Annotated in this window: 19 protein-coding genes; 11 read left to right on the top strand and 8 right to left on the bottom strand. The window is 68.8% G+C overall.

Annotated features, from left to right (window positions below; all coding sequences use genetic code 11):
• Positions 1-2 precede the first annotated feature (2 nt).
• The 6 genes from sufB to ACK4K7_RS01725 all read left to right on the top strand — a co-directional run bounded on the left by sufB (position 3) and on the right by ACK4K7_RS01725 (position 5,922).
• A complete protein-coding gene (gene sufB / locus ACK4K7_RS01750; RefSeq protein ID WP_431863625.1) occupies positions 3-1,487 on the top strand; it encodes a Fe-S cluster assembly protein SufB in 1,485 nt (494 codons plus the stop codon).
• 313 nt (positions 1,488-1,800) lie between these two features.
• Positions 1,801-2,544: a Fe-S cluster assembly ATPase SufC gene (sufC, locus tag ACK4K7_RS01745; RefSeq protein ID WP_431863420.1), complete on the top strand. Its 744-nt coding sequence runs from the start codon at positions 1,801-1,803 to the stop codon at positions 2,542-2,544.
• A 151-nt stretch (positions 2,545-2,695) separates the two neighbouring features.
• Positions 2,696-3,793 carry a SufB/SufD family protein gene (locus ACK4K7_RS01740; RefSeq protein WP_431863419.1) on the top strand — a complete coding sequence of 366 codons (1,098 nt, stop codon included), beginning with the start codon at positions 2,696-2,698 and terminating at the stop codon, positions 3,791-3,793.
• A 94-nt stretch (positions 3,794-3,887) separates the two neighbouring features.
• Positions 3,888-5,111 carry a cysteine desulfurase gene (locus ACK4K7_RS01735; protein ID WP_431863624.1) on the top strand — a complete coding sequence of 408 codons (1,224 nt, stop codon included), beginning with the start codon at positions 3,888-3,890 and terminating at the stop codon, positions 5,109-5,111.
• Positions 5,108-5,569: an SUF system Fe-S cluster assembly protein gene (locus tag ACK4K7_RS01730; protein WP_431863418.1), complete on the top strand. Its 462-nt coding sequence runs from the start codon at positions 5,108-5,110 to the stop codon at positions 5,567-5,569. Before ACK4K7_RS01735 ends, ACK4K7_RS01730 begins: the two co-directional genes overlap by 4 nt.
• The gene (locus tag ACK4K7_RS01725) at positions 5,566-5,922 is read left to right on the top strand and encodes a HesB/IscA family protein (RefSeq protein ID WP_431863417.1); all 357 of its coding nucleotides are present in this window, start codon (positions 5,566-5,568) and stop codon (positions 5,920-5,922) included. Before ACK4K7_RS01730 ends, ACK4K7_RS01725 begins: the two co-directional genes overlap by 4 nt.
• 22 nt (positions 5,923-5,944) lie before the next feature.
• On the opposite strand, the gene fabI is transcribed toward ACK4K7_RS01725, so the two are convergent.
• From fabI to ACK4K7_RS01710, 3 genes are read right to left on the bottom strand one after another with little or no spacing between them, the layout of a single operon-like run.
• The gene (fabI, locus tag ACK4K7_RS01720) at positions 5,945-6,748 is read right to left on the bottom strand and encodes an enoyl-ACP reductase FabI (RefSeq protein WP_431863416.1); all 804 of its coding nucleotides are present in this window, start codon (positions 6,746-6,748) and stop codon (positions 5,945-5,947) included.
• Positions 6,745-7,797, bottom strand: coding sequence for a YihY/virulence factor BrkB family protein (locus ACK4K7_RS01715; protein WP_431863415.1), 1,053 nt, complete (start codon positions 7,795-7,797; stop codon positions 6,745-6,747). The genes fabI and ACK4K7_RS01715 overlap by 4 nt, the downstream gene beginning before the upstream one ends.
• A 6-nt stretch (positions 7,798-7,803) precedes the next feature.
• Positions 7,804-8,769: a DnaJ C-terminal domain-containing protein gene (locus ACK4K7_RS01710; protein WP_431863413.1), complete on the bottom strand. Its 966-nt coding sequence runs from the start codon at positions 8,767-8,769 to the stop codon at positions 7,804-7,806.
• 142 nt (positions 8,770-8,911) lie between these two features.
• Here ACK4K7_RS01710 and pdxH point away from each other — a divergent pair, with 142 nt between their 5' ends.
• The 3 genes from pdxH to ACK4K7_RS01695 are packed head-to-tail and all read left to right on the top strand — an operon-like array spanning position 8,912 to position 11,234.
• The gene (gene pdxH / locus ACK4K7_RS01705) at positions 8,912-9,487 is read left to right on the top strand and encodes a pyridoxamine 5'-phosphate oxidase (protein WP_431863412.1); all 576 of its coding nucleotides are present in this window, start codon (positions 8,912-8,914) and stop codon (positions 9,485-9,487) included.
• On the top strand, positions 9,484-10,452 hold the full coding sequence (locus tag ACK4K7_RS01700) for a cation diffusion facilitator family transporter (RefSeq protein ID WP_431863411.1): 969 nt from the start codon (positions 9,484-9,486) through the stop codon (positions 10,450-10,452). The genes pdxH and ACK4K7_RS01700 overlap by 4 nt, the downstream gene beginning before the upstream one ends.
• A complete protein-coding gene (locus ACK4K7_RS01695; RefSeq protein WP_431863410.1) occupies positions 10,449-11,234 on the top strand; it encodes a PhzF family phenazine biosynthesis protein in 786 nt (261 codons plus the stop codon). The genes ACK4K7_RS01700 and ACK4K7_RS01695 overlap by 4 nt, the downstream gene beginning before the upstream one ends.
• A 15-nt stretch (positions 11,235-11,249) precedes the next feature.
• Here the strand turns inward: ACK4K7_RS01695 and ACK4K7_RS01690 are convergent, their stop codons facing one another.
• From ACK4K7_RS01690 to ACK4K7_RS01675, 4 genes are all read right to left on the bottom strand, one after another.
• Positions 11,250-11,591: an Mpo1-like protein gene (locus ACK4K7_RS01690; RefSeq protein WP_431863409.1), complete on the bottom strand. Its 342-nt coding sequence runs from the start codon at positions 11,589-11,591 to the stop codon at positions 11,250-11,252.
• Positions 11,584-12,030: a hypothetical protein gene (locus ACK4K7_RS01685; protein ID WP_431863408.1), complete on the bottom strand. Its 447-nt coding sequence runs from the start codon at positions 12,028-12,030 to the stop codon at positions 11,584-11,586. Before ACK4K7_RS01685 ends, ACK4K7_RS01690 begins: the two co-directional genes overlap by 8 nt.
• Before the next feature lie 73 nt (positions 12,031-12,103).
• Positions 12,104-12,331 (bottom strand): hypothetical protein, encoded by a 228-nt coding sequence (locus tag ACK4K7_RS01680; protein WP_431863407.1) that lies wholly within the window; start codon positions 12,329-12,331, stop codon positions 12,104-12,106.
• A gap of 87 nt (positions 12,332-12,418) precedes the next feature.
• Positions 12,419-12,715 (bottom strand): hypothetical protein, encoded by a 297-nt coding sequence (locus tag ACK4K7_RS01675; RefSeq protein ID WP_431863406.1) that lies wholly within the window; start codon positions 12,713-12,715, stop codon positions 12,419-12,421.
• A 102-nt stretch (positions 12,716-12,817) separates the two neighbouring features.
• Between ACK4K7_RS01675 and ACK4K7_RS01670 the strand changes: the two genes are divergently transcribed.
• Entirely contained in the window at positions 12,818-14,635 is a 1,818-nt protein-coding gene (locus tag ACK4K7_RS01670; protein ID WP_431863405.1) for an ABCB family ABC transporter ATP-binding protein/permease, read from the top strand.
• Position 14,636: 1 nt separating this feature from the next.
• On the opposite strand, the gene ACK4K7_RS01665 is transcribed toward ACK4K7_RS01670, so the two are convergent.
• Positions 14,637-15,194: a TlpA family protein disulfide reductase gene (locus ACK4K7_RS01665; RefSeq protein ID WP_431863404.1), complete on the bottom strand. Its 558-nt coding sequence runs from the start codon at positions 15,192-15,194 to the stop codon at positions 14,637-14,639.
• 16 nt (positions 15,195-15,210) lie between these two features.
• Between ACK4K7_RS01665 and ACK4K7_RS01660 the strand changes: the two genes are divergently transcribed.
• Positions 15,211-15,512 (top strand): lyase family protein (locus ACK4K7_RS01660; protein ID WP_431863403.1); only part of this gene is annotated, 302 nt, incomplete at its 3' end.

Raw genomic sequence — 15,512 nt, 5'->3', positions numbered from 1 at the left:
ACGTGAGGGACAAGAACGAGGCCGTGAAGAACGCCGAAGCGCACGAGGCGGTGGAGCGCGTCTCCAATTACGAATGGGGCTTCACCTCCGACATTGAGCAGGAATTCGCGCCCAAGGGCCTCGACGAGGACACCGTCCGCTACATCTCGGCCAAGAAGGGCGAGCCGGAATGGATGCTGGAATGGCGCCTCAAGGCCTATCGCGCCTGGCTCGGCATGGAGGAGGTCACTTGGGCGAAGCTCGACATCCCCGCCATCGATTTCCAGGACGCTTATTATTACGCCGAGCCGAAGCAGAAGCCGACCTTGAAGTCGCTCGACGAGCTCGATCCCGAAATCCGCCGCACCTACGAGAAGCTCGGCATCCCGATCGAGGAGCAGAAGGTGCTCGCCGGCGTCGAGGGCGCGCGCAAGGTCGCGGTCGACGCGGTGTTCGACTCCGTCAGCGTTGCGACCACCTTCCGCGAGGAGCTGAAGAAGGCGGGCGTCATCTTCCTCTCCATCTCCGAGGCGATCCGCGAGCATCCCGAGCTGGTGCGCAAATATCTGGGCTCCGTGGTGCCGCAGCGCGACAATTTCTACGCCTGCCTCAACAGCGCGGTCTTCTCCGACGGCACCTTCGTCTACATCCCCGAAGGCGTGCGCTGCCCGATGGAGCTGAGCACCTATTTCCGCATCAACGCCGCCAATACCGGCCAGTTCGAGCGCACCCTGATCGTCGCCGACAAGGGGTCGTACGTCTCCTATCTCGAAGGCTGCACCGCGCCGATGCGCGACGAGAACCAGCTCCACGCCGCGGTGGTCGAGCTGGTGGCATTGGACGATGCCGAGATCAAATATTCGACCGTCCAGAACTGGTATCCCGGCGACGCCGAGGGCAAGGGCGGCATCTACAATTTCGTCACCAAGCGCGGCGCCTGCCGCGGCGCCCGCTCGAAGATCAGCTGGACGCAGGTCGAGACCGGCTCCGCCATCACCTGGAAATATCCGAGCTGCATCCTCCAGGGCGAGGACAGCGTCGGCGAATTCTATTCGGTCGCGCTCACCAACAATCTGCAGCAGGCCGATACCGGCACTAAGATGGTCCATATCGGCAAGGGCAGCCGCTCGACGATCGTTTCCAAGGGCATCAGCGCCGGCCGCAGCAACAACACCTATCGCGGCCTGGTACGGGTGCTGGCAAATGCCGACAATGTCCGCAACTTCACCCAGTGCGACTCGCTGCTGCTCGGCGACAGATGCGGCGCCCACACCGTGCCCTACATCGAGGTGCGCAACCCCACCGCCACGATCGAGCACGAGGCGACCACGTCCAAGATCTCGGACGACCAGCTCTTCTACGCGATGAGCCGCGGCCTCGACCAGGAGGATGCGGTGGCGCTGATCGTCAACGGCTTCGCCAAGGAAGTGCTGCAGCAGCTCCCGATGGAATTCGCCGTCGAAGCGCAGAAGCTGCTGGGCATCAGCCTCGAAGGGAGCGTCGGATGATGAGGGGCCGTCGGAAAGCTCCCTCTCCCCGGCGGGGAGAGGGCTGGGGTGAGGGGGAGCGAGCGTTAGCGAGCGTCCGGCCTTCGAAGCGAGTTCAGACCGCCGAACCCCCTCACCCAACCCTCTCCCCCCTGGGGAGAGGGCTAGAAGCGCAGAAGCTTTCTGGGGATTTCGCTGGAAGGGAGTGTCGGATGACCCCTCTCCGTCATCCCGGCGAAGGCCGGGATCTCCCTTCTTCTTCTTTCACACGCGACGAGATTCCGGCTTTCGCCGGAATGACGGTACGCGCAGCCGCTGGAACGACGGACAACCAATGCTGAACATCGAAAACCTCCACGCCGCCGTCGATGGCAAGGCGATCCTCAAGGGGATCGATCTCGCCATCGGCGCGGGCGAGATCCACGCCATCATGGGGCCGAACGGCTCGGGCAAGTCGACCTTGTCCTACGTGCTCGCCGGACGGCCGGGCTACGAGGTGACTCAGGGCTCCGCCACGCTCGACGGCTCGGACCTCCTCGCCCTCGGGCCGCACGAGCGCGCCGCCGCCGGCCTGTTCCTTGGCTTCCAATATCCGGTCGAGATCCCCGGCGTGTCCAACGTCCAGTTCCTGCGCACCGCGGTCAACGCCCAGCGCCGCGCGCGCGGCGAGGCCGAGCTGTCGGCGGGCGATTTCCTGCGCCTGTCGCGCGAGCAGGCCGGCGCGCTCGACATGTCGATGGACATGATGAAGCGGCCGGTGAACGTCGGCTTTTCCGGCGGCGAGAAGAAGCGCAACGAGATGGTGCAGATGGGGATCATCGACCCCCGCCTCGCCATCCTGGACGAGACCGACAGCGGCCTCGATATCGACGCGCTCCGCATCGTCGGCGACGGCATCAACCGGATCATGCGCAAGCCCGACAAGGCGGTGCTGCTTATCACCCATTATCAGCGCCTGCTCGACATCGTGCAGCCGGACTTCGTCCATGTTCTCGCCGGCGGCCGCATCGTCCGCTCCGGCGGCGCCGAACTCGCCCACGAGCTCGAGCGCGAAGGCTATGGAGCCGTCGCGGCATGAGGGGGGTGAATCTTATCCTCCCCGGGACGGGGAGGGGGACCATGCGGAGCATGGTGGAGGGGGCCCGCCTCTCCGCTGCGCCGACGCCGGGCCCCCTCCACCGTCCGGCTGCGCCGGCCGGTCCCCCTCCCCGTTCCGGGGAGGATTTGCTGTGATCCTCGATCTCCCCTCCCCCCGCACCGAAGGCTGGCGCTGGAGCGACCTGTCGGCCCTGCCCGAACTCGCGTCGGGGACGCCGCAAGGCGCGATTCCCGGGGAACTTCGAGAACTTCCGTGGCTGCCCTGTGAGGAGAACGGACCCCGCTTGCTGTTCCTGGACGGCGAATTGGTGCCGGAATCGAGCTTTTTGGGGCCGGTTTCGGTCGGACAAACGGGTTCGGGCGTCGCCGACCACCAGCTCGCCCGCCATGCCGGCGACACGGGCTGGTCGCTGCGACTCGGCCGCCACCATGCGCCCGCCGGCCTGATCCAGATCGTCCACGTCTCGACCGGCGCGGCCGACCATCTCGCCGCCCGGATCGAGCTCGACGTCGACGCCCAGGCCTCGGTGGTCGAAACCTATGTCGGCGAGGGCTGGACCAACCGCTTCACCCACATCACCCTCTTCAAGGGCGCGCGGCTGATGCTGAACCGCCGGCTGCTCGGCCGCGCCGGTTTCGTCAGCCTCACCGACCGCGCGGCGGTGGGCGAGGGCGCGAGCCTCGTCGCCGCGACGCTCGCCGCCGGCGGCACCGACAGCCGGCTCGACGGCGAAGTGCTGCTCGCGGGCGAGGCCGCCTACGCGGAAGTGGGCGGCGCCCTGCTCGCCGGCGGTCGCCAGCGCCACGACGCCAATCTCGTCCTCCGCCACGAACAGCCGAACGGGGTCAGCCGCCAGATCTGGCGCTCCGTCGCCGACGAGCGCGCGGTCTGCTCGGTCGCGGCGCGGGTGGAGGTGGCGCGCGGCGCGCAGAAGACCGACGGCGAACAGTCGCTGAAGGGCCTGCTCCTGTCGCGCACCGCCACGATCAACGCCAAGCCCGAGCTCGAAATCTTCGCCGACGACGTCAAATGCGCCCATGGCGCCACCGTCGGCGAACTCGACCGCGCCGCTCTCTTCTACCTCCAGAGCCGCGGCGTGCCGCCGGCGGAGGCGGAGGCGCTGCTCACCCGCGTGTTCGTCGCCGACGCGATCGAACGGATCGGCGAGGAACGGGTGCGCGAAGCCTTCGCCGCGGACGTGGCGGCCTGGTTCGGAGGCAAGGCATGACGGCCCGCGCCCCCACGCCGTTCCGCCTGAGCCTGTCAAAGGCCGCGCCTTTCTTCCGGACACGTACTCGGGGCGGGGCGCGCCGCTGATGGACATGCCCGTGTCCACCCGCCCGCTCGACCGGCTGTCGGACTTTCCGGCGATCCCGGAGGGCTGGGCCTATCTCGACACGGCCGCCACCGCCCAGAAGCCGCGGCCGGTGATCGACGCGATCGCGCGCGGCTATGGCGAGACCTATGCGACCGTCCATCGCGGCGTCTACCAGCGCTCGGCCGACATGACCCGCGCCTATGAGGCGGGCCGCGCGCGCGCCGCCGCCTTCATCGGCGCCCCCTCGGCCGACGAAGTGGTGTTCGTCCGCGGCGCGACCGAAGGCATCAACCTCGTCGCCCACGGCGCCTTCGGAAATGGGGACAGTCCCTATTTTCTGCGGCCCGGCGACCGCATCATGCTGTCGATGCTCGAACATCATTCGAACATCGTCCCCTGGCAGATGATCGCCGAGCGGACCGGCGCCGAGATCGACGTCGCCCCGCTTACCGGGGACGGCCGCATCGATCTCGACGCCATGGCCGGCATGCTGACGGAGCGGCACCGGATCGTCGCGCTCGCCCATGTCTCGAACGTGCTCGGCTCCGTGCTCGACGCCCGCCGCGCGGCCGATCTCGCCCATGGCGTCGGCGCGCTGCTGCTGCTCGACGGCTGCCAGGCGGTGCCGCGCATGCCGGTCGACGTCGCCGCGCTCGGCTGCGACTTCTACGTCTTTTCCGCCCACAAGCTCTACGGGCCGACCGGCATCGGCGTGCTGTGGGGCCGCTCCGAACTGCTCGCCGCGATGCCGCCCTGGCAGGGCGGGGGCGCGATGATCGACAAGGTGAGCTTCGATGGCACCAGCTACGCCCCGCCGCCCGGCCGGTTCGAGGCGGGGACGCCGCACATCGTCGGCGTGCTCGGCCTTCATGCCGCCATCGACTATGTCGAGGCGATCGGGCTGGACGCGATCGCCGCGCACGAGGCGGCCCTGGTCCGGGAGACGCGCGACGCGCTGCGCAGCGTCAACAGCGTCCGCCTCCACGGCCCGGAAGACGCCGCCGGCATCGTCAGCTTCACGATGGAAGGGGTGCATCCCCACGACATCGGCACCATATTGGACGAGGGAAAGGTGGCGATCCGCGCCGGCCATCATTGCGCGCAGCCGCTGATGGCGCATCTCGGGATCGACGCCACCGCCCGGGCCAGCTTCGGCGTGTATAACGGCCGCCGCGACGTCGAGGCGCTGGCGCGCGGCCTGGAAAGGGTATCGAGGATCTTCGGATGAACGAGGAACGCAGGATCGAGGTCGAGGAAGTGGAGGCGGTCGCCAAGCCCCCCAAGGCGCGCGTCGCCGACAGGTTCGAGCGCAAGCGCGACTATCTCGCCGGCTTCCTGGCCGAACAGCCGCGTCCCGCCGAGCCCGCCCCGGTCGAGCCGGGCGGCGACCTCTACGAGGCCGTGATCGAGGCGCTGAAGGAGATTTACGACCCGGAGATCCCGGTCAACATCTACGATCTCGGCCTCATCTACGATGTCGAGATCACGCCCGAAAACCATGCGATGGTGAAGATGACGCTGACGACGCCGCACTGCCCCGTAGCGGAATCGATGCCGGGCGAGGTGGAACTTCGTGTGGGATCGGTGCCGGGCGTCGGCCATGCCGAGGTCGAGCTCGTCTGGGACCCGCCCTGGGACCCCCAGAAGATGAGCGACGAGGCCAAGCTGGAGCTGGGAATGCTATGACCGAGGGAACGACCCGCACCAGGCCCGCCGCCCTCACCCTCACCCCCGCGGCCGAGCAGCGGATCGCGGACCTGATGGCGCGCGCGCCGGAAGGGGCGATCGGAGTCAGGCTGTCGACGCCGCGCCGCGGCTGCTCGGGTCTTGCTTATTCTGTGGACTATGTGACCGAGGAGAAGGCGTTCGACGAGAAGATCGAGACGCCGGGCGGCACCTTCTACGTGGACGGCGCCTCGATCCTCTACCTGATCGGCAGCCGGATGGATTGGAAGGAAGACGATTTCACCGCCGGCTTCACCTTCGAAAATCCCAACGCGAAGGGGATGTGCGGCTGCGGCGAAAGCTTCACCGTCTGAACGCGCCGCCGGCGCCTCCCGGTCAGGCGACGCTGATGTCGGGCGCGTCCTCCGCCTTCATGCCGATGACGTTGTAGCCGGCGTCGACATGGTGGATCTCGCCGGTGACCCCGCTCGCGAGGTCGGACAGCAGATAGAGCGCCGCGCCGCCGACATCGTCGATCGTCACGTTGCGGCGCATCGGCGAATTATATTCGTTCCACTTGAGGATGTAGCGGAAGTCGCCGATCCCGCTCGCCGCCAGCGTCTTGATCGGCCCGGCGGAGATGGCGTTCACCCGGATCTTCTCCGGCCCCAGGTCCATGGCGAGATATTTGACGCTGGTCTCCAGCGCCGCCTTGGCGACGCCCATCACGTTGTAATGCGGGATCACCTTCTCCGCGCCGTAATAGGACAGGGTCAGCACCGCGCCGCCCTCCGGCATCATCTCCCGCGCCCGCCGCGTCACCGCGACGAAGCTGTAGGCGGAGATGTTCATGGTGAGCAGGAAATTGTCGAGGCTGGTGTCGACGAACTTGCCGCGCAGCTCGTTCTTGTCGGAAAAGCCGATCGCGTGGACGAGGAAGTCGAGCGTCTCCCAGCGCGCCTTCAGCGCCTCGAAGGCGCGGTCGAGATTGGCCATGTCGGACACGTCGCAATCGATCAGCAGATCGGAGCCGAGTTGCCCGGCGAGCGGGCGCACCCGCTTCTCCATCGCCTCGCCCTGGTAGGAGAAAGCGAGCTCCGCGCCATGGGCGGACAGCGCCTTGGCGATGCCCCAGGCGAGCGACTTGTCGTTCGCCAGGCCCATGATGAGCCCCCTCTTGCCTTCCATCAAGCCGGTCATCTTTCCTCCTGTTCGGCCTCCTCGCGAGCGGCTTCCGCGGCTTCGGTTTCCGCCTCCGCCTTGCGCTCCGCGACTTCCCCCGCCTGCTCGGCGGCCTCCTCCTTGACCGCGGCCACGACGTCCTCGTGGCTCGGGTCCGGGGTCTCCGCCAGCGCCGCGTTCAATTCTGCGCCGATAACGAGACCGAGTCCAATGATGAAGAAGAAAAACAAGGCGATGATGACCCCGGCCAGGCTGCCATAAGTGAGGTCGTAGCTGCCGAGGTTCGCGAGCACGACCGGGAGCAGAGCGGTGGTGCTCACCCACCAGCCGGTGACGAAGGCGGCCCCCGGCCATTTCGGGCAGGCCTTGCCGCGGTAGCGCTTGGGGGTGAGCCAGTAGAAGAGGAGGTAGAGCGAGGCGAACAAGGCAAGCGCCGGCGCCACCCGGAGCAGCGTCAGCAGCCCGACCAGATCGTCCGCGCCGGGGATCATGCGCACCACGAACTGCTGGATGCCCGACATCATCACGGTGAGGCTGAACGCCAGCATCGCCAGCAGCACGGCGGAGATGATGAGCCCGATTGAGCCCAGCCGATATTCCCAGAAGGGCCGGCTATAGGTGACGCCATAGGCCCGGCGGATGATGTCGCGGATGGTTTCGATGAAGCTGCCGGTGGTCCATAGCCCCACCAGCGCGCCGAGCCACAGCAGCCCGCCGGTCCGCGCCTCCAGCACGTCGCGGATCGGCGTTTCCAGGACGTCGGCGATGTTGGGCGGCATCGTCTGCAGGATCGCCTGGACGGTGGCCAGCCCCTGCTCGGTCTGGCCGAACAGCCGGGTGACGGCGGCCGCCACGATGACGAAGGGGAACAGCGACAGCAGCGCCAGATAGGCGAGATTGCCGGCATGGATGAAGCCGTCGGTATAGACGCCGACGACGACACGCTTGGCGACCTCGAACGGCTTGGTTCCGGGTTCGACCCGGCTCTTCACCTTGCCGAAGCGCGCCTTCGCCTTGGCGAGTCTCTTCCGCCTTGCTTCGGGGGATTCGGGCGAAACGTCGTGCACGACCTTCTAGACGCCCAGCGACGCCCTTGGGTTTCCTCTGCTCCTGCCGCTCCAGCCTTCGACGAAGCGGGCGAGTTCCGCGTCGTCGGCCGGCAGCTGGATCATCAGCGTGCACAATTGGTCCCCGCGCGATCCGTCCTTGCGGGTGAAGCCGCGGCCCTTGAGGCGCAGCACTTTGCCGGAGCTCGCGCTCTTGGGCACCATCACCATCACCGGCCCGTCGACGGTCGGCACCTTGATCTTCGCCCCCAGCACCGCCTCGTCGAGCGAGACGGGTAGGTCGAGCCGGACGTCGTCGCCGTCGCGCTTGAAGAAACGGTGCGGCTGGATCGCGATGGTGACGATGGCGTCGCCGGTGCCGCCCGGCCCGGCCATGCCCTGGCCGGCCAGCCGGATCTTGGTGCCTTCCTCGACGCCCTTGGGCAGCTTGATGTCGACCGTCTTGCCGGTCGACAGCGCCACCCGCTGCTGCTTGAGCGTCGCCGCGTCCTCGAACGCGACCGGCAGGCGATAGGCGACGTCCTGTCCGCGCGGCGGCGGGGCCGTCCGCCGCCCGAAGCCGCCGAACGGGCCTCCGCCGCCGCCGGCGCCGCTTCGCCGCCCGCCGCCGAACAGGCCGTCGAACAGGTCGGAAAGGTCGGCCGTGTCGCCGCCGAAGTCGAATTCCGACCCGGGTCCCGGCCCGGTGCGGCGATAGGCGCCGCCGCCCGGCCGCGGCCCGCCGGTTCCGAAGCCGAACGGCGCCCGCGGATTGCCCTGATCGTCGATCTCGCCCCGGTCGTAGCGGGCGCGCTTGTCCTTGTCGGTCAGGATGTCATAGGCCTGGGTCACCTTGGAGAAGCGTTCCGAGGCTTTGGGATTGTCCTTGTTCCGGTCCGGATGCAGCTCCTTGGCGAGCTTGCGATAGGCCTTCTTGATCTCGGCCTCGTCCGCGCCGCGCTGCACACCCAGTTCTGAATACAGATCCGCCATGCGAACTTCGTTCTCCACCCGTGCCGAAAAGTCTACTGTTGCAATCGGGTCACATGTGGGTGGGCGGCGCGTCCGCCGCAACCCCGTCGCCCGCGCCCCGGGGGATATGGCCTTCCCCCGCCCCCTCCTTTAAACGGCGGCCATGACCGATCCGCATGCCCTGTTCGAGGAATGGCTCGCTGAGGCGCGCCTGTCCGAGCCGAACGACCCGACCGCGATGGCGCTCGCCACCGCCGACGCCGACGGCCGTCCGGCGGTGCGGATGGTGCTGCTGAAGGGCCATGACGACCGCGGCTTCGTCTTCTACACCAACGGCCGCAGCCGGAAGGGCGCGGATCTCGCGGCCAACCCGCAGGCCGCGCTCCTCTTCCACTGGAAGTCGCTGCGCCGGCAGGTGCGGGTGGAAGGCGCGGTGGAAGGGGTGAGCGCGGCGGAGGCGGACGCCTATTTCGCCACCCGCGCCCGCGATTCCCAGCTCGGCGCCTGGGCGTCGGACCAGTCGGCGCCGCTCGACAGCCGCGCGACGTTCGAGGCGCGCTACCAGGAGATGAAGGCGCGGTTCGAAGGGGGCGACGTGCCGCGGCCGCCGCACTGGACCGGCTACCGCGTGCGGCCGGAGCGGATCGAATTCTGGAACGACCGCGCCTTCCGCCTGCACGAACGGCGGCTGTTCACCCGCGCCGGCGACGGCTGGGACGAGATCCTGCTCTATCCATGACCTATGCCCGCGACCAGCAGCAGTCGGACGCCGCCGGTCTCTATTCGCGGCTGACCCGGCGGGCGGCGCTCGCCAGCGTGGCGATGGCGCTGTTCCTGCTGGTCCTCAAGGCCTGGGCCGCGCTCGAGACCGGGTCGATGGCGATGCTGGGCTCGCTCACCGACACCGCGCTCGACGTCATCGCGGCCTTCGTCATCCTGCTCGGCGTGCGGCTGGCGGCGCTGCCGGCGGACCACGACCACCGCTTCGGCCACGGCAAGGCGGAGGCGCTGGTCGCCCTGTTCCAGGTCGGGCTCATCACCTTTTCGGCGGTGTTCATCCTGTGGCGGGCCGGCGAGCGGCTGGTCGCCGGCGCGGGACCCGCCAACGCCGAATATGGCATCGCCGTCTCGATCGTCTCGATCGTCGCCACCTTCGCCGTCATCCTCTACCAGCGCAGCGTCATCCGCCGCACCCGCTCGGTCGCGATCCGGTCCAACCTCCTCAACTATCAGAACGACCTCCTCCTCAACCTGTCGGTGATCGTCGCGCTGGCCCTCGATCAATATGCCGGCCTCACCGGCGCCGACGCCCTGTTCGGAATCGCGATCGCCTTGTGGATCGGCTGGGGCGCCTGGAAGGCCGCGGTGCACGCCGTCGACCAGCTGATGGACAAGGAATGGCCCGAGGAACGGCGCGACCGCTTCGTCGAGATCGTGTCGCGCCATCCCAGCGTCCGCAACCTCCACGATCTGCGCACCCGCACCAGCGGCGCGCGCGAGTTCGCCCAGTTCCACATCTGGGTTCCGGCCGCGATGACGGTGGCGCAAGGCCATGACGTCATGGACGAGATCGAGGCGGCACTGGCGGAGGAGTTTCCCGGCGTCGAAATCTTCATCCACCTCGATCCCGAGGGGCAGGTTGACCGCCCGGGCGACCAGCTCGTCGAGACCGATCTCGCCGCGCCCTACAGGAAGCCCCGATGACCCAGCTTCGTTTCTATCAGATCGACGCCTTCGCCGGCCGGCCGTTCGAGGGCAATCCCGCCGCCGTGATCCCGCTCGAAAGCTGGCTGCCGGACGAGATGATGCAGGCGATCGCGCTCGAGAACAATCTGAGCGAGACCGCCTTCACCGTGCCGACCGCGGGCGACGCCGATTACGAGCTGCGCTGGTTCACGCCGACCGTCGAGGTCGCGATGTGCGGCCATGCGACCCTCGCCAGCGGCCATCTGCTGATCGAGGGCGACGAGGTGCGCTTTCGCACCCGCAAGGCCGGCATCCTCAAGGTCCGGCGCGACGGCGACGCGCTGACGCTCGACCTGCCGGTGATCCGGACGCGGCCCGGCCGGAACGACGCCTTGCTCGACCTGCTGGGAACGCCGGCGGCGGACGTCTTCCTGTCGGAGGAGGGATCGCAGGCGACGGCGATCGTGCTGCTGCCGGACGAGGCCGCGGTGCGCGCGCTCGCGCCCGACATGCGCCGCCTGGCCGCGGTCGAGCTGATGGTGATCGCGACCGCGCCGGGCGACGAGACGGACGTCGCGAGCCGGGTGTTCGTGCCCGCCTGGGGCGTGGACGAGGATCCGGTGACGGGGTCCGCCCATGCCGCGCTCACCCCCTTCTGGTGCGAACGGCTCGGCCGCGACCGCTTCGGCGCCTTTCAGGCGAGCCGCCGCGGCGGCCGCGTCGCCTGCCGCCTGGCCGGCGACCGCGCCTTGCTCGGCGGCAGCTGCGTCACCGTCATCGAAGGCACGATGCGCCTCTGAAAACAGGGACTGTCCCTATTTTTGGGCTTCCTGCTTCACGCCCGCCGCGTCCAGTTCGCGGCCGATCCGGCCGGTGAGCCAGTACCACCACATCTTGAAATCGGCGCGCAGCGACCAGGCGGGATAGGTGAAGGTGGCCGGCCGGTTGCGCTCGATCGCGGCGTGGCTGGCCCAGGCGAAGGCATAGCCGGCGACCGGCATCGCCAGCAGCAGCCACCAATTGCCGGTCGCGACCGCCGCGACGGCGATCAGCACGACGAGCGTCGTTCCGGCATAATGGAAGGCGCGGGTCTTCGGGCGGCTGTGCTCGCGAAGATAGAAGGGCCAGAATTCCTGGAAGGTGCGATAGTCACGCATCGTCGGTCGGCTCCCGCGTCGTCTCCCCGGCGGCGGCGGCGGCCGGCACGGCGCGCGGGCTGAAATGGCCGGCGATCAGGCCGCCCAGCGCTGGGGCGATCAGCGCCATCACCTGCATCCAGTCGGGATGTTCGAACAGCATGATGTTGGCGACGGCCGCAAGCGCCACCAGCGCGGCGATCGTCCAAGCCGCCCAGCGCCGCCGCACGATGCGCCCGGCGACCAGCCCTCCCGCCAGAGCGCCCGCGAACCAGGCGAAGGCGACCAGGCCGAGCGCGCCGGCCGGAAGATCCCGGATCAATGCCGACACCGCGTCCCGGTCGCGCGGGTCGACCGCCGCCGGGCGGGGAAAGAGGGATTGCGACAGGGTCTCGACCGCCATGATGACGGCAAAACCCACAAGCAGGCCGGCAATGATGCCGCCGATCGTCTTCAGCATGATCCGCGCCCCTGTTGGGAGCGCGGATCATAACATGTTTCGCGCCGCGGTTAAGGCCCGCGCGGCCGAGGCCCTAGTCCTCGCCGCCGCCGTCGGACGAGGCCGAGGGGTTGCCCGCCCCGCGCCGTCCGAACTCCTCGATCTTCGCCTGGTCCTGCGCGTCCTGTTCGGGCGAGCCGCCCGGCGCGTCGCCGCCGAGCGTGTCGGACCCGCGCGCGCCGTCGCGCGGATCGTCCGACATCTGGTTCTTCTGATTCTGGGTCATCTGCGGGTCGTAGTGGCGGTGCTGGCTGACCGACATCGCGGTTCTCCTCGGGTTTGTGGTGTCATCGGATCGAACGGCCCCGGGCGCGGGCCGTTCCGCCGCCCGCCGCTCAACGCGGGCGGTTCAGTCGCGGCTGGCGATCCGCGTCACCGCGGCCGGGCGAAAAGGGTGTTGCGCCTCCGGCTCCGGCAGATCGACCTCGTCGGCCGTCAGCAGCCGGGGCGGGGCGTCGGCGGCCCGGCATTCCGCGACGATCACCGGATAAGGCGCCTCGTCGCCGAAGCGGAGCAGCTGGGCCTCGGTCTGCGCGACGCATTCGGCACGGCTCTCATAGCGCTGGTCGGCCACGCGCAATTGTTCGCACGTGGCGGTGCCCTCGCCGCAGCCGAGTATCGCGATGACGTAGAGTGCCGGTCCCATATCCGCTCCTTCTATCCACATAACCCCTTGAAGCTGCGGCCGTTCCCATCGTTTCGGCGGCAGAATTTGGGTGGTGCGGAATGGCACACTATCTATGGGTCGATGTCCCCCGATCCCATCAGTGATGTTCCGGAGCCGCAGGGCTGGGCGGCGCTGCGGCGCTTCCTCCCCTATCTGTGGCCCAGCGGCGAGACCGGCCTTCGCGCGCGGGTGATCTGCGCCCTTCTGCTCGTCCTCATCGCCAAGGCGGCGACGCTCACCATGCCGTTCGCCTACAAGGCGGCGATCGACCGCATGGCGCCCGGCATGGAAGCCGCGGCGGGGCTGGTGATCGCCCTCGTCGGCGCCTATGCGCTCGCCCGCTTCGCCGGCGTCCTGTTCGACAATCTGCGCAACGCCCTGTTCGAACGGGTCGGCCAGGACGCGGCGCGGCGGCTCGCCGAACATGCCTTCCGCCACATCCACCGGCTGTCGCTGCGCTACCATCTGGAGCGGCGGACCGGTTCGCTCACCAAGATCGTGGAGCGCGGCACCAAGAGCATCGACATGATGCTCTATTTCCTGCTGTTCAATCTCGCGCCGACGGTGATCGAGCTCGCCGCCGTTTGCATCATCTTCGGCGTCAAGTTCGGCGCCGGTCTCGTCGCCGCGACGGTGGCGATGGTGGTGCTCTACATCTGGTGGACCCGCATGGTCACCGAGTGGCGCGCCCGCCTGCGCCGCGAGATGAACGAGGTCGACAACCAGGCGATCGGCCGCGCGGTGGATTCGCTCCTCAATTACGAGACGGTGAAATATTTCGGAGCCGAGGAGCGCGAGGCCCGCCGCTACGGCGCGGCGATGCGCAGCTATCAGGAAGCGGCGATCCGCAACGAAACCTCGCTCGCCTGGCTGAACATCGGCCAGGCGGTGATCACCAACGTGATGATGGCCGGGGCGATGGGCTACACCGTCTGGGGCTGGAGCCGGGGCATGTTCACCACCGGCGACGTCGTGCTGGTGAACGCCCTGCTCGCCCAGCTCTTCCGGCCGCTCGACATGCTCGGCACCGTCTACCGCACGGTCCGCCAGGGCCTGATCGACATGGAACAGATGTTCGCGGTGGTGGACACGCCGGCCGAGGTGAGGGACGCGCCCGGCGCGCCCGCGCTCGCCGTCACCGCCGGCCACGTCCGCTTCGAGCAGGTCCGCTTCGCCTATGATCCGGAGCGGCCGATCCTGCACGGCATCGACATCGACGTGCCGCCCGGCAAGGTCGTGGCCGTGGTCGGCGCGTCGGGCGCGGGCAAGAGCACCCTGTCGCGCCTGCTGTTCCGCTTCTACGAGCCGACCGCGGGCCGCATCACCATCGACGGGCAGGACATCGCCGCGGTGACGCAGGAGAGCCTGCGCGCGGCGCTGGGCATCGTCCCGCAGGACACGGTGCTGTTCAACGACACGATCGGCTACAATATCGGCTATGGCCGCGAAGGCGCCGGCCAGGCGGAGATCGAGGCGGCGGCGCGCGGAGCGGCGATCCACGACTTCGTCGCCGGGCTGCCGCTCGGCTACGACACGCCGGTCGGGGAGCGGGGCCTGAAGCTTTCGGGCGGCGAGAAGCAACGGGTGGCGATCGCCCGCACCCTGCTCAAGAACCCGCCGATCCTGATCCTCGACGAAGCGACCAGCGCGCTCGACAGCCGCACCGAGGCGGCGATCCAGGAGACCCTGTCCAGCGTGACCCGGCGGCGCACCGCCATCGTCATCGCGCACCGCCTGTCGACGGTGGTGGACGCCGACCGCATCGTGGTGCTGGACGCCGGCCGGGTGGCGGAACAGGGCACCCATGCCGACCTGCTGCGCCGCGGCGGCCTCTATGCCGAAATGTGGACCCGCCAGCAGAGCGAGCGCGAGGCCGAAGCGGCCGAGGCGGCGGAATAGCTCAGCGTGCCTCGGCGATCAGCGCGCGCGCGGTGTCGCCGGTCCATTCCTCGATCCCCGTCATCCGCCACACCTCGCGCCCTTGCGAATCGTAGAGGATGGTGGTGGGCAGGATCGAGACGCCGAGCGACGTCATGAACGCCATGTCCTGGTCGAGATAGGGCTCGATCGCCTTGAAATCGCGCGCCGCGAAGAATTCGCTCACCTTCTCGCGGCCTTCGAGATCCTGGCTGAGCGTCAGCACCTGTAGCCGCTCCCCTTCGCGCCGGGCGAGCGCATCGAGCTCCGGCATCTCGACGACGCAGGGCGCGCACCAGGTGGCCCACAGATTGACCAGCACCGGCTTGCCGCGGAAATCGGCGAGGCTCGCCGGCGCGCCGTCCGGATCCTGGAAGGTCGCGTCGGGCGCCGCCGTGCCGGCGCGCGAGCGGTCGAGCCCCTTGCCCTGTGGCGCAGGCGTGGCGGCGCCCGGCGCGCCAGCTTGCGGCTCACCGGCCTTTTGCCTATCGCAGCCGGCAAGCGCCAGCGAGGCGAGGAGACAGGCGATTACAAGCCGCAACGGCAACTCCAACAGCATGTGGGGCGGGCGGTTCGCCGAGGGCCCCTCGGCGCTGATGCGCGAGATAAATGCCTCCATCTCCTTCGACAAGCGACTTTGGCGTCAGGACATCGAGGCGAGCCGCGCTCATGTCGCCATGCTCGCCGCGCGCGACATCCTGGATCAGGCCGATGCCGATGCGATCGAGGAAGGGCTCGACCGGATCGCGGACGAATATCGCGAGGGCGGCGTGCCCGAGGACATCGCGCTCGAGGACATCCACATGCATGTCGAGCATCGCCTGGCGGAGCTGATCGGGCCGGGGGGAGGACGCCCCCC

The organism is Allosphingosinicella sp., assembly GCF_046295735.1.
In the GTDB taxonomy this organism is placed as follows: Bacteria; Pseudomonadota; Alphaproteobacteria; order Sphingomonadales; family Sphingomonadaceae; genus Allosphingosinicella.
This window is presented reverse-complemented; position numbering and strand designations above follow the sequence as displayed.

Coding starts and splice junctions, on each gene's coding strand:
- sufC (WP_431863420.1), top strand. CDS start 1,801: ATGCTGAACATCGAAAACCTCCACGCCGCCGTCGATGGCAAGGCGATC.
- ACK4K7_RS01735 (WP_431863624.1), top strand. CDS start 3,888: ATGCCCGTGTCCACCCGCCCGCTCGACCGGCTGTCGGACTTTCCGGCG.
- ACK4K7_RS01730 (WP_431863418.1), top strand. CDS start 5,108: ATGAACGAGGAACGCAGGATCGAGGTCGAGGAAGTGGAGGCGGTCGCC.
- ACK4K7_RS01725 (WP_431863417.1), top strand. CDS start 5,566: ATGACCGAGGGAACGACCCGCACCAGGCCCGCCGCCCTCACCCTCACC.
- fabI (WP_431863416.1), bottom strand. CDS start 6,748: ATGACCGGCTTGATGGAAGGCAAGAGGGGGCTCATCATGGGCCTGGCG.
- ACK4K7_RS01710 (WP_431863413.1), bottom strand. CDS start 8,769: ATGGCGGATCTGTATTCAGAACTGGGTGTGCAGCGCGGCGCGGACGAG.
- pdxH (WP_431863412.1), top strand. CDS start 8,912: ATGACCGATCCGCATGCCCTGTTCGAGGAATGGCTCGCTGAGGCGCGC.
- ACK4K7_RS01700 (WP_431863411.1), top strand. CDS start 9,484: ATGACCTATGCCCGCGACCAGCAGCAGTCGGACGCCGCCGGTCTCTAT.
- ACK4K7_RS01695 (WP_431863410.1), top strand. CDS start 10,449: ATGACCCAGCTTCGTTTCTATCAGATCGACGCCTTCGCCGGCCGGCCG.
- ACK4K7_RS01690 (WP_431863409.1), bottom strand. CDS start 11,591: ATGCGTGACTATCGCACCTTCCAGGAATTCTGGCCCTTCTATCTTCGC.
- ACK4K7_RS01685 (WP_431863408.1), bottom strand. CDS start 12,030: ATGCTGAAGACGATCGGCGGCATCATTGCCGGCCTGCTTGTGGGTTTT.
- ACK4K7_RS01680 (WP_431863407.1), bottom strand. CDS start 12,331: ATGTCGGTCAGCCAGCACCGCCACTACGACCCGCAGATGACCCAGAAT.
- ACK4K7_RS01675 (WP_431863406.1), bottom strand. CDS start 12,715: ATGGGACCGGCACTCTACGTCATCGCGATACTCGGCTGCGGCGAGGGC.
- ACK4K7_RS01670 (WP_431863405.1), top strand. CDS start 12,818: ATGTCCCCCGATCCCATCAGTGATGTTCCGGAGCCGCAGGGCTGGGCG.